Here is a 19,630-nt window from a genome sequence, read left to right as displayed (position 1 = left end):
GCCTTTGCGGGCACCGGCCTTTTTTGCGCCGGAGTCAGCCAGCGTAGTCATTCATGGCTTCGCTTCGAGGATCAGATTGAAGGGCGTTTCGGCCGCACGGCGGCAAGTGGAGAAACCGGCGCCGTCGACAATGACTTCGCGGAGCCGGGACTCCCCGGCCTGCGCCCCGAGGGCGACGCCGACTTCTTGGGAAAGCGAGGTTGGTACGCACACCATGGTGGAGGCGGAGTAATACAAGCGACCAACCGGGTTGAGATTCTCGGTCAGGGAATCGCCGGCCATCGGCTCGACAATCATGCATGTGCCGTCGGGCTTCAGGGCCCGACCGATCGATTGCATCGCACCGACCGGGTCGCCGAGGTCGTGAAGGCAATCGAAGAGGGTCACGAGGTCGAAGGAGCCCGGAAGGTCCTTCGCCTGATGGACTTCGAACTTGAGGTTCTCAAGGTCGTGCTCGGCGGCGTGCCGTGTTGCCTCCTCGATCGACGGCGGGTGGTAGTCGTAGCCGACAAAACGGGAATTCGGGAAGGCCTTGGCCATGATCACGGTGGACAGGCCGTGGCCGCAACCGATGTCCGCGACGTCGGCGCCGGCTTCCAACTTGGCGACGACACCCTCAAGAGCGGGAAGCCACTCCTGAACGAGGTGATTGTGGTAGCCCGGACGGAAGAAGCGCGCGACCGCGCACGACAGGCACTCGGACTGGTCTCCCCACGGAACGCCTTCACCGCTGGAAAACGCGTCGCACACTTTCTCGAGGTTCCCGTGGAAGGCGGCGGCGGCGCCGAAGGCAGGGGCGAGGTAGAAAGGACTGTCGGGCTGGGCCAGGATGAACGCCTGCTCGGGGCTCATCGAGAACTTCCGTGCGTCGGCATCGTAGTCGATGTAGCCCGATGCCGACATCGCGGAAAGCCACTCCCTGAGATAGCGCTCGCTCAGGCCGGTTGCTCCGGCCAGGTCCTCCGACGTCAGCGGCCCGCTCTCGGAAAGGGCCTTGTAGAGACCGAGACGCTCACCGATTTGGACCAGCGGAACGCTGAACGCCCCACCAAGGTCCTGAAGAATCCTGCCGACGAGCCCGTGAAGCTTCTCTTCATTCATCCGTCCGCTATAGCCTCCGGATCCGCCCCGTTCAATGACCTTCAACCGGGCGGATTCTGTCGGAGGAAGGACGCGGAAGTCACGGGGCGTCCTGGACGACGAAGAACACGGCAGGTTCCGCCAGGAGGCCGGCAGGCACGGCGAAAGTGTGGGTGGTGGTGGTTCCCTGCGACGCGATGTTGTCCGCGGCGAGGGTGGGGAAGCCGACGAGGTCGATACCGGCCATGATGTCGTAATTGGCTCCGGGCGCCGAAATCCACGTGAGGGTGATATTGTTGCCGACCTTCGTGATGGAGGTGACCTGTAGGTCGCCGCCGGCAACCGCCTCGGTGATTTCGAATCCGTTCACGCCCACCACGCTGAGGGCTTCGCTACCGGGTTCCTCATAGACGCGGTAGGTGAAGACGACTGGGTTTCCGTCGGAGGTGAAGGGAATCGTGAGGGTCGAGGCCAGGGCCGAAGGTGGGTTGCCGGTTCCCGGATTGGACGGAACCGGGGCGCCACTCGTCAGTCCGGCCCTGACCGGGTAGTCGCCCGTGCCGTTGACCGGGTAGTAGAAGACATAAACGTCATAGGTGTCATCGGGGACCGCGACACTGGTGACGATCTCCACGCAGTCTTCCGCGACGGAACTGCCACCGGTGGCCTCCCAGATGCCGCCATTGCCTTGCGCGGATCGGAAGCGCCACAGACCGTCGTTGGTCGCCGAGCCGTCCGTTATCGTGCCTCCGGTCGTGGCGTCGTCGCCGTCGGCCCAGAGGGAGTCGGCACCGCCACCGACGATGTCGGTGTTGAGCAGGGTGACATCGACATAGGTGATCTCCGATCCGCTGGTCGACATGTAGCCGATGCCCTGGAGCCAGGTGCGGTCGTTGGAAGTTCCAGTCAGGGATGCGGGGAAGTCGTCGAGGTAGACTTCGAGCGTTCCTCCCGACACGACGGCCTGTCCGATGTTGGCACCGAGGAGTGTCCGTGTTTCACCACCGGTTGGTGGTTCCTCACCGGCTGCGAAGGTGAGTGTGCCCGCATCGACTCCCGCGGTGCCCTTGTTGCCGGTGGCGTCATACACCGGGTTGCCCTCCGTGGGTGCGCTGGCGGTCATCTGGAAATTGCCGAGCGAGGTGTTGGTGCGGGTCGCATCCGTGATCGTCAGTTCGAAATTCCCCTCGATGTTCGCCACGTCGTGGTGGTAGGCGCGGTATTCGTAGTCGCCGGCCGGGATTCCGGTGAGCGTGAAGGTCATGTTGGTCGGGGTTCCGAACGCGTTGCCGACCGGGCCGTTGCCGCCCTCCGCAGCGCGAGAGTCGATTCCCACCCAGTCGCGCATCAGTTCGGCCATGGTCCCGTCGTAGGCGGCGGTGGCGGTGTTGTCGCGGCCGATCATCTGTTTGACCGTCACGGGAAACGCCGTGAAGTCATCGTCGTCGGTGTAGTCCACTGCGAGGTTCACCGTGGTGCCGAAGACGGGGAAGTCGAGGCCTGCGGGATCGTCGATCGAGTTCGATTCGTGAGGGGCGGTGTAGGCGACGTAGTCGGTCTCGGAGTTGGGTCCGATCTGTCCGGCCGTGCCGTCGGCATTGAAGTCGACGAACAGGGCGGGCAACTGCGGCGGAGGGTCGCCGGCATCGGTCGGGTCGGTGAAGGTCACCGTGATCTCATCGAGATCCGAAAGCGCGTCGCCATCCGAGTTCGAGCTGTCGTCGGCGGCCGTCAGGTTCGTGAACCAGCGGACTTCCTCAAGGTCGGGGATGGAGTCGCCGTCGGTGGAGTCCGGAGCGGAGCTTTCCTTGAAGGCGACCTGGTCCGCCGAGAGCGAGTTAATCCAGAATCCGATCCGGTCGAAGGTGAACTCGGCGTTTACGGTTTCCTGGCCGCCAAGGCTGAAGCTGTAGCCGTCGTCACCGGTGAGGGTGGCGGCGATGTCCATCACGTCTCCGGCCAGGCGGGTGATGGTCAGGGTCGCGGTATAGATCACACCGTCGGAATCGAAGTCCTGGTTGGCGAAGTCCGAAGCGCCGGTGATGTCCGTTGCCCCGGCGCTGACGTAGAAGCGGTCCGTGTTGACGGTGTCGCGGACGTAGATGTCGGCGTCGTTGATCGTGGAACCCGAGTTGAAAGCGTAGGCTCCGGTCCAGCCCGAGAGGTCGGCCTCTTCGCCGGTGAAGCTGGTTCCCTGACTGTTGAAAAGCCCCCAGCGGAAGTCGGCGTTGGCCGCGCCTGACCCGAAGCCTCCGATAAAGATCACATCGTAGCTGATCGTGATGGAGTCGTTTTCGGCGGCCAGCGTGACCGGTGTGAAGCGCCCGATCAGGGCCGATGAGTCGGCATCACCGTCGGACGCGTCCCCGACGATCGGCACGGCGAGCGTGCCACCGAGCGACGGCGTGTCGTCGACATCCGGATTCGGGCTGGTCTCGGAAAGCGCCCACTCGAGGACAGTTTGGGCGGATAGCGAGGTGATCAGCGTCGTGGTCAGGGCTGCAAGGACGGGTAGTTTCATGTCAGGTGGGTATTTTGGTTCAGGGAAGGCTTACGCTGGCGCGGTAGAACGCCCGGACGGCCGGAGGCGATGGATCGGAAAGCGAGACGGGTCCGTCGGCGGCGAGCGGATCGGTCGCGGGGCCGACGGGGGTCCAGGTGATGAGGTCGGTCGAACGCCAGAGCTGGTAGATGCGGCCAGCTTTTCCGGACAGGTCGAGGTCGACCGGTCCGCCGTCCGGTTCGCTGAAAGTGTCGATGGCAAAGAAGTCACCGCCGTCGAATGCATCCGTTCCCGCCACGACCTCGTCGGAGTCGGCCTGCCCATCGCTGTCCGAATCATCGTCGTCGCTGCCGACCTGCTGCAGGGCGATGCCGTCGTACCAAGTCCGGCTGTTGGTGTCGGCGTCGTTGGCGAACTGATCGACGAACACTTCGACCGATCCGGCGGCTGGAAGAGTAACCCGGCCGACATAGCCTCGGTAAAGGCGACGGCTGGATTCCGAGTCGAGCACCGTGGTGTCGAACTCCGAAGCCGGCGCGTGTTGGGAGGACTTCCTTTGGAAAAAGGCGAGCGAGTCCTCAGTCAGACCGGCCATGAGGTCAAAGTCGTCGTTGGAGAGAGACCAGAAGCAGGCGAAGACGTCGTAGGTTCCCGGAGCCACTCCCGGGACGGTCGTCTTCAGAACCGGGCAGTCCTCGGCATACGGAACGGATTCGTTGGCGGTGAAGATCGTGCCGTTGTTGCCAAGCGACGGGTTCGTCCGGAGGTGCCACTGGTTGTCGTCTGCTCCGGCGCTGCTGCTGCTGGTGGTGTAGGTCGTAAGCGGGCTCCCGTCGGCCAGCGTCGTGTTCGTCAGATCGGCGTCGGTGTAGTGGAGGAGTGGCGCGGAAGACTCGGAGGGACGGTCCAGCCACGCGACGAGCGCGCAGTCCCAGCCGTTGTTGTTGGCGTTGAAGAACCAGCGGTCGTAATAGCCGCGCATCCACATGACGCAGGTATTGTCCTCGTCCCATGGCACGACCGACACGCGGAAGTTGTGGCACGACGAATCGCGGGTGATCTGGGTGTACTGCCAGGTCGCTCCGCTATCGCTGGTTTCGGCGCGGAAGATCTCGAAGTTGCGCCGGCCGTCGGCTTGCGAAACCAATGGCGCACCGGTCGCCGGATCGGCATTCGCGCTGAAGAAGCAGACGTTGGCATTCTTCGGGTTGATGGCGGAAAGCGGCGTGCCGCGGTGGGGAGTGCTGCCGTCCTGCTGGAGCGTCACGCTGAAGTCGCCGGTGAAACAGAGGCGGTTCACGATCCATGTCCCGCCTACGGGATCCCAGTGGCCGTAGAACTGGCGGAGGTCGGTGCTCGATCCGTTGCCATTCGCCCGCCATGTCCCGGCGAGATTGCCCGCGGCGTCATACTCGAGGTCGCGCGGCCACAGTTCTTCCATCGAAGTCCCGTCGTCGAGGTCGCCACTCATCATGACGGAGGTGTAGGAGCCGACCGGTGAGGCGCTGTTGTCGAAGATGTCGGCGTCCACGATCGATCCGTCCATCTTGTGGTTGCCGCCGTCTTTGATGTAGCCCGACCAGATGTTCTGCCCCGAGTTGTCCTCCGACGAGATCCACCAGATCGTGTCGACGCCGTTGGTGGCATACTTCGGGTAAGGCCGAATTTCCGGGTCGTCCTGACCGGTGTGCCTGCCGCCCCAGTTCCAAGTGACACCCAGATCGTCCGAGTAGATGAACCAGCGGTCCCAACTGTCGGCGAGATCGTTGCGGAAGAAGTTGTAGAGCCGCCCTTGTCCGGTGCCCTCGGCGCTGAGGTAGATCAGGTTGTGATAGGTGACGTCGTTGGGCTCGCTCGCTCCATCGGCCACACTTCGCTCGTAGATTTGCTCCGGGTCCCATGCGGTCGCGTCGCCGGGGTTGGTCGAACGCCGGATGTGGATCTCGTTGTTCTCCGAGTGCGATGACCAGGCGCTGACGTAATGGCCGTCGGGAAGCCTGATGAACGCCGCGGTGTTGTGATCGTCCTTGTCCTCGGCGGTATCGCCCGAGCCGATGTTGGAGGGTTCCTTGATCGGTGGAGGGCCGAGGAGAAAGGGCGTCCGCTGGCCGGTCGTGAGATCGAACTGGGTGCCGACGATGTCGCCGACCGAGCCGAACCAGTCCTTTCCCCGAACTCCTCCGGCAATCAGGCGGGGGAAGTCGATGATCGCCCGTTCGTCGGTGTACCATGTCCACGCGGCGTCGGGGTCGATGGAGATGAGCGTGCCCTCGATCTGGTCGGGCGGATCCGGCGCGGGTGGCGGTGTGCCGACTTCGTAGCCGATGCCTGCGAACCAGGTCCGGTCGTTGGAAGTGCCCGTGGAGGAGGCGGGAAAGTCGTCGATGAAGACCTCCAGCGACCCGTCGGTCACCTCGACCTGTCCGATCAGGCCGTAGAGCAGCGTGCGGCTCTCGCCACCGCTCGGCGGGGCGACATCGAAGCTCAGCGTCGCGGCGTCCTGTCCGGCGGTTCCTTTGGCTCCGGCCCGGTCGAAGATCGGGTTGGTATTCGGAGAAGGTGAAAAACCGGCCCGGATCGGAAAGTCGCCGGACGTGGTGACCGGGTAGTAGAAAACGTAGACGTTGTAGAGTTCATTGGGAACGGCGACCGATACCGCGATCTCGGCGCAGTCCTCCGCCACGGCGCTGCCGCTCGTGGCTTCCCAGATGCCGCCATTTCCCTGGGCCGATCGAAAGCGCCACAGGCCGTCATTGGTGGCGGAGCCGTCGGCTACGGTTCCTCCAGTAGTTCCGTCATCGCCATCGGCCCACGTGGCATCGCCTCCTCCTGAGGCGTTGTCGGTGTTGGCCAGGGTGGCGTCCACATAGGTCACACCTGCGTGAGATGTGGTGGCCAGGGAGAGGGCGAGGGCGATCGCGAATCCAGACTTCATGGGTATCGATTCAACCGGGGAGGCAGGGTTTGGATCGGTCTGCCCTCCGGACTGGCAATCGTCATCGCGGGCGTCGGCGGATGAGCAGGGTGAAGGCGCCCAGAACTCCGAGAAGGGCCGTCGAGGGTTCCGGAACGAGCTCGTAGCCGACGCCGTCGAAAAGCGTGCGGACCTGGGCGGTTGAGGTCAGGCCGGTCGTCGGTTGTGAATGGTCGACATAGACCAGGACTGTCGATCCGCCGCTCACGACCGCTTGGCCGACCTGCGCCGCGTGGAGATTCCAGGTGTTGAACAGGGTGGCCGTCGAGGGATCGGTTCCCGAGTAGGAGTAGCTCGATGCCAGGGCTGCGACGGTTGCGGCTTCCCCGTTGATGAGCGGATTGTCGGCGCCGTAGGTCGTCAGGTTGCCCGAGGTCAGGCCGGCGTCGATGTTTTGCGTGTTGTTGACCGAGTTGGGGTCGTCCCAGAAGAAGACGTAGATGTTGTAGGTGCCGTCGGCGAGACCCGGCAGCTCGATGGTGAGTTCGGGGATGGTGTCGCCCCCGTCCTGGCTGCCGTTGTCGCGGGCGTGGAAAATGGTGTCACCGACCCCGCGGCTCGCACCCGTGCGGAGGCGCCATTGATCCTGATCCTCGTCCGAACTGTCGGTGAGGTTGAGCCAGGCGGTGTCCCCGGCCGAACCGCCGGTCTCGTAGGTGTTGCCCGAGGCTCCGTGGACCGCATCGACGTAGGTGATGGCGGCGCTGAGTGAGTGCGGGATGAGTCCGGCAATGAAGGGGAGAACCAGGTTTTTGAGTCTCATTCATCTGGGAAATACCGAGCGGGAGCGCATCATTACTGGGGATCCGAAGAAATTTTCGGTCTGGCGGCGTGGCTGGTTACCGCAGGCCCGATTGTCAGGAATTTGCGGATAATGTTTGGCGCGAGACCGGTATAGTCAGGTGGTTCGTTCGCATTTTGTATGGATCCAAGAAGTTCCAAAGACGACGAGATCGTCCAACTGCTGGTGAAGCACCAGAACGCCTTGCGGGCGTTCCTGGTCTCCCTGATGCCGGGACGGACCGACATGGAAGACGTGATGCAGGAGACGTCGCTGGTGATCTGGCAGAAGCGCGACGAGTTCGAGCCGGGGACCGAGTTCAAGGCATGGATGTTCTCGGTGGCCCGCTTCCGCGTCATGGCCTACTGGCGTGACCAGAAGCGTCGTCGCGAGTCGGCGATGCCCGAGGAACTGCTCAACCGGCTGGCGGAGCAGGCGGCCGAAGAAGGCTTCGAGGGAATCGAGAAGCGTTCCGAGTTTCTCGGCGAGTGCATCCAATCCTTGCGTCCCGAAGACCGGGCGCTCGTCCTGCGACGGCATTTGGCCGGTGCCAAGCCGGGCCAGCTGGCGGAGGAAATGGGCCGCACCAGCAACAGCGTGCGGGTTTCGCTCCATCGGATCCGGAGCATCCTGAGGCACTGCATTCGCCGCCGGACCCATCTCGCGGAAGGAGGTGCCGCGTGAGCGAGCAGGATCCCCATCCAACCGAGGTCACTTCGAATTCGCTTTGGCGGGTGATCGGGGACTTCGAGAACGGCGCCCTTTCGCCAGAGGAGGAAGCGGAGCTGTTCGGGATCCTCGAAGAGTCACCACAGGCGAGATCGCTCTATCTTTCCTACTTCGAGCTCTCGGCCCTGTTGCAGATCAAGGCGGAGACGAAGAAGGAGGAAGGCACGCTGCCGATGCTGCCGGGTGCCCGGGTGCAGAAGAAGGTGCTCGGTTATTCGGTGCTCGCTGCCGCTGCGGTTATCATGCTGTTCGCGGGTATCGCGTGGTTGGTGGTGTTCGGCCAGCCCGATCCGAGGAAGGTTCCGCTCGCCGCGTCCGAAGGCAGCGCATGGTCGATCTCGAAGGCAGGCGAGACGGCGGACGGGGCACTCGAAGTCGTGGAAGAAGGATGCTCGCTCACGGTGTCGTCGGGGACCCTGACGGTGGATCTGGAGTCCGGAACGCGTTTCGTGATCCAGGGGCCGGCTTTCGTCCGCTTTCCGAAGCTGGAGGAGCCGGAACTCGAGCAGGGCTGGCTGTGGGCTGATACCGGCGATGGAGCGGAGCCGCTTCGCGTCGTCACTCCTACGATGGATTTCGTAGATATCGGAACGCGTTTCGGAGTCCGGGTGCGCGATGATCTTCAGGCGGAACTGCATGTCATCGAGGGAATCGTCGAGGCCCGCTTCCGCAAGGACGGCAGCCGGAGCAAGGTGCTCGCAGGAACGACCGGCATCTTGTTCGAGGCGGACGGTAGGAGCACGACAGTGCCGCTTGCTGCCGATCCTTTCCCCGGGCTTCCCGCGCTGCTGAATTCCGGGCCGACCTACGCCACCACCGTGATGGGGCAGGCCCCGCGCGGGTACTGGCGCCTTGACGAGAAGGTGGTCGGAGAGGCAGCCAACGAGGTCGAGGGCGGAACCACCGGGATGTACGCGGGATCGGTCGACCCGGCTGCGGCGGGTGTCAGGCCGGCTTCGGGATTCGACGGGTTCGCGAAGGACAACCGCGGGGCGTTTCTGCCCGCCGACAGCGACCGCTCGCTTCTCTACAGTCTCGACTCGCCCGAGGGGGTGTCACCCAAGGAAGGCTCCGTCTCGTTCTGGTTCCGGCGCAATCCGGACATCGGCCAGGCGGAGGTGCTCTGGTATGCCGGCGTTAACCAGGGGCGCGGGCTCGGGCCTCAGGAGGAAATGCACGCCTACCTTTCGGAATCGGGTCGGGTGCAGTTCTTCATGGAAGCGGGGGATCGCGATGTGCTTCTGTCGTCATCGAGGAGTTCGGCTGACGGCCAGTGGCATCACGTGGCGGCGAGTTGGGGTCCCGGTGCGGTGGAGCTTTACGTGGACGGCAAGCTGGCGGCGCGCGACGAGGAGTCGAGGGTCCGCCCGGGCAAGAGCCTGTCGGGGATCAACGTCCGCTTCGGCAAGACCGGATCCGGCTTCACCACTTTGGAGAAGAATCTCGTCCAGTTCCGCGGATGGGTCGACGAGGTCGCGCTCTGGAGCCGACCGATCACCGGGACCGAGGTCAGCCTTCAGTATCAAGCGGCTGTCGGTTCGGGTTCAGCCGGACGCTGACGGCATCGGACGTTTCCGGTCGGGATCGATCACTGCCAGAGGTGGAGGATGTTGTCGAAGACCTCGAATCGCCCGTGGGCCTCGTTCATGTCGGTGCTGAGGTAGTAGCCGCAGACGTGGAAGAAGAGGGGAGCGGCGAAGAGCAGCGAGTCGAGGCGGTCGAGTACGCCACCGTGTCCTGGGATCCCTCGCCCCCAGTCCTTGGCTCCGAGGGACCGCTTCACGGCCGACATCACGAGTCCGCCGAGAAATCCGGCGAGCACCAGCAACGCCGACATCGCGGCGGCGGCACCCGGATGGAATGGAGTGGCCCACCACAGGGCGGTGCCGATCCCGGTCGCCGCGAGGCCGCCGAAGATCAGTCCTTCCCGGGTCTTTGACGGGCTGACGCTGGGCGCGATCGGGTGCTTTCCGAACAGCTTGCCGAAGACATACTGCATCACGTCGCTGATCTGAGTGACCAGGACGACGAAGAACAGCAGCTTGGCATTCTGACCCTCGTATCCCGGGATGGGGAGGTAGAGGAGCATCGGCAGGTAGCTGAGGAAGTAGATGCAGGTCAGCACGCCCCATTGGATGCGGGCGGTCCTTTCCAGAAAGCGGTCGGTGTCGCCGCCAAGCGCACTCCGGATCGGGATGAAGACGAACGAGTAGACAGGAATCCAGATCAGGAACATTCCGTACCAAGGAGCCCAGGCGAAAAGGTAGTGCAGCGGCAGGACGATGAAGAAGACGAGCGCGAGCGTGCGGTGGTCGCCGCGCGGTGTGGGTGAAAGCGTGAGGAACTCACGCAGCGCCAGAAACGACAGCAGGGTGTAGAAGCCGAACACGCCGGTGCGGCCGAGGGCGAGTGACGAGCCGAAGACGAGCATCATCCACCACCACGCGCGAACCCGCTGGCGAAGGTTGATAAGGGTCGGAGTCGGCTCGCGTTTGCGGCACAGCGTCTCGGTGATCAGCGAGGCGATCACCAGGACGGCGACGACGCCGCCAATCAGGTACAGGAGTTCAGGATCCTTCATCGGGGGAAATGGTCAGATTGCCGCGGGAGAGTTCGATCACGGCCATGCGCGAGCGCTGGAGGAAGTCGGACTTGTCCTCACCGGGCGCGGGGCCGGCGATCGGTTCGCCGAATTCGACACGTCCCATCAGCGGGATCGGGACGTGCTCCCCCTTTGGCAGGATGCGGTTCAGGTTCTCGAGATACACCGGTACGAGCTCGATTTCCGGATGCCGCGACGCGAGGTGGTAGAAGCCCGGTTTGAAGGGTGCGACATGGCCGCTTCTGCTGCGGGTGCCTTCGGGGAAAAGGATGAGGTCGGCATCGTTCGCCACGGCTTCGTGCATCAACTCGACCGGGTTCTCTTTTCGCATCCGTGCCGGGTTGCGGGGAATGAGGACCGCGTTGAAAACCCGGTCCGCCAGACAACGGCGGAGCGCGTCGCCTTCCCAATACTCCGCGGCGGCGACTGGCCGCGTGCGGGCGCGCAGGAGCTTCGGCAAGGCAGACCAGATCACGACGAAGTCGAGATGCGACGAATGGTTGGCGAAGTAGAGGCGGGGTGCGGCCGGGACCGGAAGGTCACTCGCCAGCCTCACGCCGGTGGCGAGTCGGGTGAGGAAGGAGAGGGAGGCGCTCTTCATGATTCCCGCTTTTTCAATTCGGCGGCGAGCCGCAGGGTGCGGCGGAAGAAGGTCAGCATGGTGCCGATCGCGATGACGGCCAGAGCCCACCACATGATCCGTCCATCGGTGGCGCCCAACGGCTGGATCGCGGTGAGGATGGCGGCCAGGGTCAGGATCGCCATGCGGTGCGGCTTGGCGCACGGGCCGCAGAAGTCGTGTCGGCCGGTAAGCGAGGCACCGACCGCACGGATGTAGGCGGTCATCACCGCGGCGCAGCCCGCAGCCGCCCCCAGCAGGTCGGCATGGTCCTCTGAGTGGCAGATCGCGAGGCCCGCACACCCGAGCAGGATCACGTCGGCGAAGCGGTCGGGGATCTCGTTCCACAGCTCGCCGGTCGGAGTCTTGTGACCACCCTCGATCGCGACCATGCCGTCCATCAGGTTGCAAAGCAGCCGGAGCTGGATCATGGCCGCCCCGACGAGCCAGAAGACGACCCAGGCGCCTTCATCCTGATGTCCGGCGATGATGAAGGAGGCGCCGCCGAGAATCGCGAACACGAGGCTGGTGGCGGAGATGGCGTTCGGTGTGATGCCGGCCCGGCTCATCGACGCCGCCAGCGCGTGCGCCCAGCGCGTCGAGCGGGTTTTCAAAGGCCGGCGGCTCTCCGGGTCCATGCTCCCCAGCCTGTCAGCCGGGGGAGGCAGTGACAAGTTCATGGGGAACCATTGTCGGGGCGAGGGGAACCACGAATGGACTCGAATGGACACCAATTTTCCCTCAGGCATCGCGTCGTGATCGGCAGCAGTGGAGCTTTGTTGTATCGTAGGCGTATTGTTGGCCGGTCTGGCTGTGATTCGTGTCCATTTGTGTCCATTCGTGGTTCGTATTCTTCACGAGGGTCCCTCCAGGGTCGCGCAAGACATCTGCTATTCCTCCTTCCCGTCGCACCGGGTTTTGTTAGCTTCGCCATCGCATGCATGCGTCGATTCTTGAGCTCCTCACCACTGCCTTCACGGGCGGCGCGAGCGATGTGTTCCTGGTGGAAGGCGAGCGGCCGCGGGTGAGGAAGGACGGCGAGGTGATCATCGCCCACGGCGAGCCGATTGAGGAGGAAGCCATCGCTGGCGTCTGGCGCGAGTGCGGCATGGATCCGGATGAGGACAACGACGGGGACGCCAGCTTTGTCGTGCCCGGAGCAGGCCGTCTCCGGGTGAACAGCTACCGCACCTTGGGACGCATCGGCATGGTGTTGCGCCCGATCAAGAGCGAGATCCCGGACTTCGAGGAACTCGGTCTGCCTGGCGAACTCCTCACCAAGTGGCTCGGTCGCCGTTCGGGACTGATCCTCGTTTGCGGCCCGACCGGCTCCGGCAAGTCGACCACCGTCGCGGCCTGTCTCGAGTGGATCAACCGCAACCAGCAACGTCACATCGTGACGATCGAGGACCCGATCGAGTACCTTTTCGTCAACCAGCAGTCGTTCTTTTCCCAGCGGGAAGTGCAGCGCGATACCAGCGACTTCGAGACCGCTCTGCGCCAGGCGTTGCGTCAGAATCCGGATGTCATTTTCTTCGGTGAGATCCGTGATGCCGATTCGGCGCTTGCCGCGCTGCGTGCGGCCGAGACCGGGCACCTGGTGATTTCCACGCTCCACGGGTCGGGCGTCTCCGGTGTGCCGGTGGCGATGGAACGGCTCACGCGGATGCTTGATGCCGGGAGTTTCGGAACGACGCAGCTGCTCGCCCGGCAGCTGATCGGGGTGATCGCCCAGCAACTGCTGCCACGCCTTGATGGCGGACTGGTCGCGGTGCTGGAGTACTTCGAGAATGTCGCCGTGACCCGCAAGTTCATCACCGAGGGGGCGTTCTCCGAGGTGCGCGATTACCTCGACCGTGCCGACGGCAGCACGGCCTGTCCGTTCCTCCGCTACCTTGTCGCGGCGACGAAACAGAACATCGTCGACGTCGATGTCGCCCGTTCCGCCTGCGACCGGCCCCAGGACTTCGATCGGGCTATGCGTGGCATTTCCTGACCCATTTCACCATGAGCGAAGCCAAAGAGATCACCGACTACCTCCGCGAAACCGTCGAGCTTGGAGGTTCCGACCTGCACCTTTCGGCGTGGGCGCCTCCGGCCGCGCGAGTTTCGGGAAGCCTGAAGCCGCTGGAGGATTTCCTGTTCGATCCGGAAACAGTCGGTCGACTGATCGACCAGACGTTGAGCGAGGCGCAGCGGACGAAGCTCGAATCCGAACTCGAGCTCGACTACGCCCTCGCGCTCGAGGGGGTGGGGAGGTTCCGGGGCAACGTGCACGTCGTCCGAGGTGGACACGAGGCGGCCTTTCGTTTCATTCCTGAAGAGATTCCCGAGTTGGATAACCTCGGGCACCACGATGTGGTCGGACAGATCTGCCAGCTGCGACGCGGCCTGGTGCTCGTGACCGGCATTACCGGATCGGGCAAGACGACAACGCTTGCGGCGATGATTCGCCGGATTTCCGAGACGCGCTCCGGGGTGATCGTGACGATCGAGGATCCGATCGAGTATGTGTTCAGCCACAACTCCTGTCTGATCAAACAGCGGGAAGTCGGGCACGACACCAAGGGCTTCCCGGTCGCGCTGAGGCAGGCGCTGCGTCAGGATCCGGACGTCATCGTGGTTTCGGAACTCCGTGACCTTGAGACGATCCGCATCGCCCTGACCGCGGCGGAAACGGGCCACCTGGTGCTTGCGACCCTGCACACCCTGGACGCGCCGCAGTCGATTGACCGGTTGGTCGACGTGTTCCCGGCGGATCAGCAGGCACAGATCATCACGCAGCTTGCGGGTGTGCTTGAGGGAATCATTTCCCAGCGCCTGATTCCGCGGGCCGATGGGCAGGGCCGGATCCTGGCGTCTGAAGTTCTCAGGGCGAACCACGGCATCCGGGCGTGCATCCGCGAGAAGAAGTTCGAGCAGATCGTCGGTCTGATGGAGATCGCCTTCCGGGATGGCAACCGGACGATCGACCAGTCGATCATGGGTCTGCTCCAGGCCGGCTACATCACCGCCGACGAAGCGCTGCTCCACGCGAGGGAGCGGAAGAACTTCGAGTGACCGGAGGCATGGACCGCGCGAGCTCACTCGCGCATCTGCCGGACCGATGGGGCGCGAGTGGGCTCGCGCGGTCCTCGCCCGTGGCTCCGCGGCCCCCTGAAGGGGGAACTACGAACCCTCGTCGCGGGTCACTGGGGTTTGTAGTTCCTCCTTTAGGAGGTCTTCCGCGGAGGTATCGGATCAGAGCCGCGGAATCGTCAGGCCGCCGTCGATCATGATCGTCTGACCGGTCGAGTAGGGGAAGTCGCGACGTGCGAGGGAAGCGACCGCCTTGCCGACATCCTCGGGGAATCCCCAGCGCGGAGTGACGCAAAGTCCATCCGCGATCAACTTGTCATACTTTTCCGTCACGCCGCTGGTCATGTCCGTCTTGGTCACGCCGGGGCGGACCTCGTAAACCGGCAGGTCGAACTCGCCGAGCCGGGCAGCGAATAGTTGCGTGACCATGGCGAGCCCGGCCTTGCTGACGCAGTACTCGCCGCGGTTGGTGGAGACGACCGTCGCGCTGATCGAGTTGACGTTGATGATGCAGCCTTCGAACGATGCATCCGCCTGCTTCTGGTCGATCAACCAGTTGGCGACTGACTGTGTGAGGAAATAGGGGCCTTCGAGATTGATCGACATCAGGCGCCGGAAGCTGTCGAGAGAAGTCACCAGCACGTCCTTGCGCTCGGTCGGCGCAACGCCGGCATTGTTGACCAGGACGTTGAGCGCGCCGAACTCTGCACGGACCTTCGCAAGGATGGCTCCACGACCTTCGCCGGTTCCGACATCCCCTTGGCAGTAGATCACTTCGGGGGCTCCGGCTGTGCGGATCTGATCGAGGACCTCGGTGACCTGGTCTTCGGGCCGCATGCCGTTGATGGCGATGCGGTGTCCTTCCTTGGCGAGAGCGAGGGCGCAGCCGAGGCCGATGCCGCGGGATCCGCCGGTGACCAAGGCCGCCTTCGGCGGAGTGCCGAGTGGCGAGTGAGAAGTATCGAGTGGGGTAGGCATCGTTGGGGAAATGGACCGCGAGCTTCAGCTCGCATGGGCTCCGGGGCGAGCTGAAGCTCGCGGTCCCGTCAGGGTTTCAGCTCCGGGACCTCGACCCAGCGCCGTTCTTCGCTCGACTGCAGACCGAGTTCGGCGAGTTGGACGCCCTTGGCGCCTTCGAGGAGATTGTAGTGCCATGGCTCGTCGAGGACGACATGGCGCAGGAACATCTCCCACTGGATCTTGAAGGCGTTGTCGTAGGTTTCCTGCTCGGGGACCTTGCTCCAGCCAGCGTAGAAGTCGATCGGCTGGGGGATGTCCGGATTCCAAACCGGTCGCGGGGTATTGCCGTAGTGCTGGATCCAGCAGTCGCGGAGTCCGACAATCGCCGAACCCTTGGTGCCGTCGACCTGCATGGTCAGGAGGTCGTCGCGGCGCACACGCACGTTCCACGACGAGTTGAAGTGGCACACGACGCCGTTCTCGAGTTCGAAGGTGCTGTACGCCGAGTCGTCGGCGGTGCACTTGTAGGGTTTTCCGGCCTCGTCGATCCGCTCGGGAATGTGCGTCGAGGCGAGGGTGGAGACGCTCTTCACCGGACCGAACAGGTTGTCGATCACGTAGCGCCAGTGGCAGAGCATGTCGACGACCATGCCGCCGCCGTCTTCCTTGCGGTAGTTCCACGACGGGCGCTGAGGGGGAACGGTGTGGCCCTCGAAGACCCAGTAGCCGAACTCGCCGCGCACCGACATGATGTCGCCGAAGAATCCGTTCTCCTTGAGGCGCATGAATTTCACGAGTCCCGGGAGCCACAGCTTGTCCTGCACGACGCCATTCTTCACGCCGGCATCGCGGCAGATCTTGTAAAGCTCGTAGGCGTCCTCGGTTTTGATCGCGGTCGGCTTTTCGCAGTAGACGTGCTTGCCGGCGGCCGCGGCCTGCTTGACGGCGTCGAAACGGCGCAGCGTGCTCTGGGCGTCGAAGTAGATCTCGTAGCTCGGGTCGTTCATGACCGAGTCGAGATCGGTCGTGAACTTCTCGACGCTGGTCTTTTCGATGAGGGCCTTGAGCTTCGTTTCGTTGCGGCCGACGAGCACGGGGTCGGGCATAATCGTCTCGGTTGGCGAAACTTTGACTCCGCCCTGCTTGATGATCGCGTCGATCGAACGCAGCAGGTGCTGGTTGGTGCCCATGCGTCCGGTGACGCCGTTCATGATGATGCCGATGCGATGTGTTTTCATTGGAGTGTGGAGTGCGGGTTTGAAACCCGGTCTGCGTTGGGTTCCGGGTGCGGGTTGGAAACCCGCGCTCCTTATTGAACGTGCTGTTGGTAGGCTTGGATGATCTTTTGGAGGTAGTCGTCGGGATCGTGGGACCACCAGCGGTCGGAGAAGATCTCGACCTCGATCCAGCTGTCGAAGCCGGTCGCTTCGACGTCGCGGCGGATGCCCTTGATGTCGATGCAGCCCTCGCCCATCAGGCCGCGGTCGTTGAGGAGGTCGGTGGTCGGGGTGAGCCAGTCGCAGACGTGGAAGCCGATGATGCGCTGGCCGGCGCGGGCGATTTCCTTCTTCAGGTCGGGATCCCACCAGAGGTGGTAAACGTCAGCGGCGATACCGATCTCGGGTGGGGAGCCGAGGGTGTCGATGAGGTCGTTGGTCTGGCCGAGCGTGTTGATCGCACTACGGCAGTCGGCGTACATCGGATGGAGAGGCTCGATCGAGAGCTTCACGCCGGTTGCCTTCGCGTGTTCGATGCAGGCGGCGAGACCCTCCTCGATGTGTTTCCTTGACTCGGAAAGCGGAAGCTCGGTCTTGGCACCGCAGACGAGCACGACCTGCGGGGCGCCGATGGCGGCGGCCTCGTCGAGCGCGCGGAGGTTGTCGTCGATCGCCGATTGTTTCTCCTCCGGGCTCAGGTGGGGGAAGAAGCCGCCGCGCACGAGCGAGACGGCGCTCAGACCGTGGTCGTCGAGGATCTGGCGGGATTCGGTGAGCGGCCGGCCATCCAGCCACTGGCGCCAGACGCCGACGCCTTTTATGCCGGCCGCCGCATATTTGGCCGCGGCGATGGGGAGATCCCACGATTTGGTGGTGATCGTGTGGATGGCGAGGCGGTCGAGCATGGGAGGGGTGGGAGGGTTTGGGGAGCAGGATGCTCCCCGCACGGACTGGAGCGGGACGCTCCAGCCACGGCCGCGGGTCAGGCGAAGTAGGTGAGGTAGGGGCCGCCGTTGATCAGGCGCTGGAGGTAGACGGCGAGTTCCATGGCGTGGTAGTCGCCCCACATGCTGCTTTCGCCGTAGGGGGCCTTGTCCGGGTCGGGGCGGTTGTCCCAGCCGTTCGGGTGGTGGTAGATGCTGTGAAGCAGGAGGCCTTGGTGGGCGTCGTCGGTGGACAGGTAGGGTTCCCGGAACAGGCTCCCTGCGGTGACGAGGCCGGCGGTTTCGTAGCGGTCGGCTTTCCCGTCGTCGCCCTTGCTCCGGAGGTAGCGTGACAGGCGGAACAGTCCTTGGGCGGTGATCGCGCTGGCGGTCGAGTCAACCGGCTCCCATTCGTTGAACGGATCGGCGGGCTTGCTGAGATCGAGCTTGTGGGAGTTCGGTCCTGCCTGATCCCAGTAGGAAATGCCGTCGGCCGGAGTGTTCTCGATGAAGTTCTCGGCGATCGCGATGGCGGCCCGGAGCATCAAGGCCTCCCAACGGGCGCGGCCGCCGAACGGTTCGAGCGCCTTATCGGGAAGAGTGGCAAGGAACTCGAGTTCCTCGGCGAAGCCGACGGCCGCCCATGCCTGACCGCGGGTCCACGTGGAGAAGCCGGTATAGCCCTGCTGGGAGTTCGGACAGCGGTAGGCGCCGTCCTTCGTATTGAAGATCGCCTCGTGGGTCGTGCGGCCCGGAACGTCCCAGATGTCGCGGCCCTCGCCGTAGAAGACGGAGAAGTTCGCGGTTGATTCGATGTGCAGCAACGCGCGCTCGAGTAGCGAGATCGGCTTGTCGCCCTCGCCCATCAGGACATGGCCGAGCTGGTGGGCCTGCATCAGGATCCGGCAGGAGCGGATGGTGTCGACGAATAGCGAGTGCGGGCCGTTGAAGGAGTGGATGAAGCCGCCTCCCTGGCGCTCGGTCCAGCGCGCGGCCTGGACGGCGCCGCTGACCTTGATGGCGAGTTCGTAGAAGTGGCGTTCCCACTCGTTCTCCGGAATCCGTCCCTCGAGCATCAGCCTACGGAGGTTGCCGTAGGTCGAGAGGTTGTTGAACCCGTGGTCATGCACGCCGATGTGGCTGACGTGGCTGGCCATTTTCTCGACGGTGCGGTTGCGACCGGACTCGAGGCTGTTCTGGTCGCCCGTGGCGTCGAAGTGGAGGATCGCGATGCCGTAGCGGAATCCTTCGGTCCACTCGGTCCAGCCGCGGGTGGTGTACTTGCCATCGACGGTGAAAACCGGAGAGCCTTTCGACTCGTCGTATCCCGCATCGATCGAAGCGACCTTCTTGCCGGCCAGTTCGAAGACGCGTTCAAGGGCCGGCGAGAGACTTTCGAGGGAAGGAGCTTGGGTGAGGTCGATCATGGTTTGGGCCGCCGGAGGCGGCAGTGGCGAGTGATTGGTGGAAAGTAGAAAGTGGGAAGACAAAGGCCACGGCACCGACGCTCTGCTAGAAGCGGTGCGTTTTGGTCAGGTGGGCGATGATGAGCTCGGCGTCTTCGAGGATCTCGTAGGTGTGAGGAAGGACGGCGTCGAATTTGAGGGCCTCGCCCGGACCGAGCGTGTGCTGCTCGTGGCTGAAAGCGATGTGGACGCGGCCCGAGCGGACCCAGCAGATCTCGTAGTCGTCGCCGTGAGCCTCAGGGTGCTGGAGCGATCCGCCGGCGGTGGCAGTGGCGTGAAAGAGGTCGACGCCTTGGAAGGCGATCTTCTCGAAGTCGAAGGGGCCCGATCGGTAGCGGTGGACGGTTTTCCTGTGGGCGGTTGGGGATTCCGCAAGGGAGAGGAGGTCGGATGCGGAAAGCCCGAAGACGCGGGCCAGCCGGTGGAGGGTCTCAAGCTCGACCAGGTTCTGGTTGCGCTCGAGCTTTGAGAGACTAGCGATGGACAGTCCTGACCGATCGGAAACCTGCTGCAGGGTCAGGCCGGCCTGCTTGCGCAGATCGCGGATGACCGAGAAGTCGAGGGAAAGGGGGCTGGTTTCGGTGGTGGCCAACGAGATGTAAAAAACAGCAGCATTTTTATCGGTAAAGAAAAATCTTGTGGAGCCGGATCGATTTGCATGGAGGTGGGGCGCGACTGGGGTCGCGCGGTCCTTGCCG

At 63.9% G+C, this 19,630-nt stretch carries 15 protein-coding genes and 1 pseudogene; 4 read left to right on the top strand and 12 right to left on the bottom strand.

The features are described 5' to 3' along the window. Positions 1–51: 51 nt before the first annotated feature. The 4 genes from HAHE_RS03255 to HAHE_RS03240 all read right to left on the bottom strand — a co-directional run bounded on the left by HAHE_RS03255 (position 52) and on the right by HAHE_RS03240 (position 7,320). On the bottom strand, positions 52–1,101 hold the full coding sequence (locus HAHE_RS03255; protein WP_338688600.1) for a class I SAM-dependent methyltransferase: 1,050 nt from the start codon (positions 1,099–1,101) through the stop codon (positions 52–54). 79 nt (positions 1,102–1,180) lie between these two features. After that, complete coding sequence (locus HAHE_RS03250; protein ID WP_338688598.1) at positions 1,181–3,601, bottom strand: hypothetical protein; 2,421 nt, start codon at positions 3,599–3,601, stop codon at positions 1,181–1,183. A 19-nt stretch (positions 3,602–3,620) separates the two neighbouring features. Beyond that, positions 3,621–6,518, bottom strand: coding sequence for a BNR-4 repeat-containing protein (locus HAHE_RS03245; RefSeq protein ID WP_338688596.1), 2,898 nt, complete (start codon positions 6,516–6,518; stop codon positions 3,621–3,623). A gap of 61 nt (positions 6,519–6,579) precedes the next feature. Next, positions 6,580–7,320 carry a PEP-CTERM sorting domain-containing protein gene (locus tag HAHE_RS03240; protein ID WP_338688595.1) on the bottom strand — a complete coding sequence of 247 codons (741 nt, stop codon included), beginning with the start codon at positions 7,318–7,320 and terminating at the stop codon, positions 6,580–6,582. A 159-nt stretch (positions 7,321–7,479) separates the two neighbouring features. Here HAHE_RS03240 and HAHE_RS03235 point away from each other — a divergent pair, with 159 nt between their 5' ends. Then, positions 7,480–8,022, top strand: a complete 543-nt coding sequence (locus HAHE_RS03235) for a sigma-70 family RNA polymerase sigma factor (RefSeq protein WP_338688594.1) — start codon at positions 7,480–7,482, stop codon at positions 8,020–8,022. Continuing rightward, entirely contained in the window at positions 8,019–9,626 is a 1,608-nt protein-coding gene (locus HAHE_RS03230; protein ID WP_338688593.1) for a LamG-like jellyroll fold domain-containing protein, read from the top strand. Before HAHE_RS03235 ends, HAHE_RS03230 begins: the two co-directional genes overlap by 4 nt. Before the next feature lie 104 nt (positions 9,627–9,730). Here HAHE_RS03230 and HAHE_RS03225 read toward each other — a convergent pair. The 3 genes and pseudogenes from HAHE_RS03225 to HAHE_RS03215 all read right to left on the bottom strand — a co-directional run. Continuing rightward, a pseudogene (locus HAHE_RS03225) lies at positions 9,731–10,648 on the bottom strand (phosphatidate cytidylyltransferase); the annotation flags it as partial. Next, positions 10,635–11,270, bottom strand: a complete 636-nt coding sequence (locus HAHE_RS03220) for a lysophospholipid acyltransferase family protein (protein ID WP_338688590.1) — start codon at positions 11,268–11,270, stop codon at positions 10,635–10,637. The pseudogene HAHE_RS03225 and the gene HAHE_RS03220, both read right to left, overlap by 14 nt. After that, positions 11,267–11,968, bottom strand: a complete 702-nt coding sequence (locus HAHE_RS03215; RefSeq protein ID WP_338688588.1) for a CDP-alcohol phosphatidyltransferase family protein — start codon at positions 11,966–11,968, stop codon at positions 11,267–11,269. Before HAHE_RS03215 ends, HAHE_RS03220 begins: the two co-directional genes overlap by 4 nt. Before the next feature lie 257 nt (positions 11,969–12,225). Here HAHE_RS03215 and HAHE_RS03210 point away from each other — a divergent pair, with 257 nt between their 5' ends. Then, positions 12,226–13,284 (top strand): type IV pilus twitching motility protein PilT, encoded by a 1,059-nt coding sequence (locus tag HAHE_RS03210; RefSeq protein WP_338688586.1) that lies wholly within the window; start codon positions 12,226–12,228, stop codon positions 13,282–13,284. Positions 13,285–13,295: 11 nt separating this feature from the next. After that, positions 13,296–14,348 carry a PilT/PilU family type 4a pilus ATPase gene (locus HAHE_RS03205; protein ID WP_338688584.1) on the top strand — a complete coding sequence of 351 codons (1,053 nt, stop codon included), beginning with the start codon at positions 13,296–13,298 and terminating at the stop codon, positions 14,346–14,348. A gap of 180 nt (positions 14,349–14,528) precedes the next feature. On the opposite strand, the gene HAHE_RS03200 is transcribed toward HAHE_RS03205, so the two are convergent. The 5 genes from HAHE_RS03200 to HAHE_RS03180 all read right to left on the bottom strand — a co-directional run bounded on the left by HAHE_RS03200 (position 14,529) and on the right by HAHE_RS03180 (position 19,524). Continuing rightward, positions 14,529–15,344: a 3-ketoacyl-ACP reductase gene (locus tag HAHE_RS03200; RefSeq protein ID WP_338688582.1), complete on the bottom strand. Its 816-nt coding sequence runs from the start codon at positions 15,342–15,344 to the stop codon at positions 14,529–14,531. A 68-nt stretch (positions 15,345–15,412) separates the two neighbouring features. Beyond that, positions 15,413–16,564, bottom strand: coding sequence for a Gfo/Idh/MocA family oxidoreductase (locus HAHE_RS03195; RefSeq protein WP_338688581.1), 1,152 nt, complete (start codon positions 16,562–16,564; stop codon positions 15,413–15,415). A gap of 71 nt (positions 16,565–16,635) precedes the next feature. Beyond that, positions 16,636–17,448: a sugar phosphate isomerase/epimerase family protein gene (locus HAHE_RS03190; protein ID WP_338688580.1), complete on the bottom strand. Its 813-nt coding sequence runs from the start codon at positions 17,446–17,448 to the stop codon at positions 16,636–16,638. Positions 17,449–17,525: 77 nt separating this feature from the next. Further along, entirely contained in the window at positions 17,526–18,893 is a 1,368-nt protein-coding gene (locus HAHE_RS03185; protein ID WP_338688578.1) for a hypothetical protein, read from the bottom strand. Between the two features lie 85 nt (positions 18,894–18,978). After that, positions 18,979–19,524 (bottom strand): helix-turn-helix domain-containing protein, encoded by a 546-nt coding sequence (locus HAHE_RS03180; RefSeq protein ID WP_338688576.1) that lies wholly within the window; start codon positions 19,522–19,524, stop codon positions 18,979–18,981. Positions 19,525–19,630 lie beyond the last annotated feature (106 nt).

It is taken from the genome of Haloferula helveola (genome assembly GCF_037076345.1).
GTDB classification, from domain to species: domain Bacteria; phylum Verrucomicrobiota; class Verrucomicrobiia; order Verrucomicrobiales; family Akkermansiaceae; genus Haloferula; species Haloferula helveola.
This window is presented reverse-complemented; position numbering and strand designations above follow the sequence as displayed.

Excerpts from the sequence above, each read along its gene's own strand:
- HAHE_RS03255 (WP_338688600.1), bottom strand. The coding sequence starts at position 1,101 with ATGAATGAAGAGAAGCTTCACGGGCTCGTCGGCAGGATTCTTCAGGAC.
- HAHE_RS03250 (WP_338688598.1), bottom strand. The coding sequence starts at position 3,601 with ATGAAACTACCCGTCCTTGCAGCCCTGACCACGACGCTGATCACCTCG.
- HAHE_RS03245 (WP_338688596.1), bottom strand. The coding sequence starts at position 6,518 with ATGAAGTCTGGATTCGCGATCGCCCTCGCCCTCTCCCTGGCCACCACA.
- HAHE_RS03240 (WP_338688595.1), bottom strand. The coding sequence starts at position 7,320 with ATGAGACTCAAAAACCTGGTTCTCCCCTTCATTGCCGGACTCATCCCG.
- HAHE_RS03235 (WP_338688594.1), top strand. The coding sequence starts at position 7,480 with ATGGATCCAAGAAGTTCCAAAGACGACGAGATCGTCCAACTGCTGGTG.
- HAHE_RS03220 (WP_338688590.1), bottom strand. The coding sequence starts at position 11,270 with ATGAAGAGCGCCTCCCTCTCCTTCCTCACCCGACTCGCCACCGGCGTG.
- HAHE_RS03215 (WP_338688588.1), bottom strand. The coding sequence starts at position 11,968 with ATGAACTTGTCACTGCCTCCCCCGGCTGACAGGCTGGGGAGCATGGAC.
- HAHE_RS03210 (WP_338688586.1), top strand. The coding sequence starts at position 12,226 with ATGCATGCGTCGATTCTTGAGCTCCTCACCACTGCCTTCACGGGCGGC.
- HAHE_RS03205 (WP_338688584.1), top strand. The coding sequence starts at position 13,296 with ATGAGCGAAGCCAAAGAGATCACCGACTACCTCCGCGAAACCGTCGAG.
- HAHE_RS03200 (WP_338688582.1), bottom strand. The coding sequence starts at position 15,344 with ATGCCTACCCCACTCGATACTTCTCACTCGCCACTCGGCACTCCGCCG.
- HAHE_RS03195 (WP_338688581.1), bottom strand. The coding sequence starts at position 16,564 with ATGAAAACACATCGCATCGGCATCATCATGAACGGCGTCACCGGACGC.
- HAHE_RS03190 (WP_338688580.1), bottom strand. The coding sequence starts at position 17,448 with ATGCTCGACCGCCTCGCCATCCACACGATCACCACCAAATCGTGGGAT.
- HAHE_RS03185 (WP_338688578.1), bottom strand. The coding sequence starts at position 18,893 with ATGATCGACCTCACCCAAGCTCCTTCCCTCGAAAGTCTCTCGCCGGCC.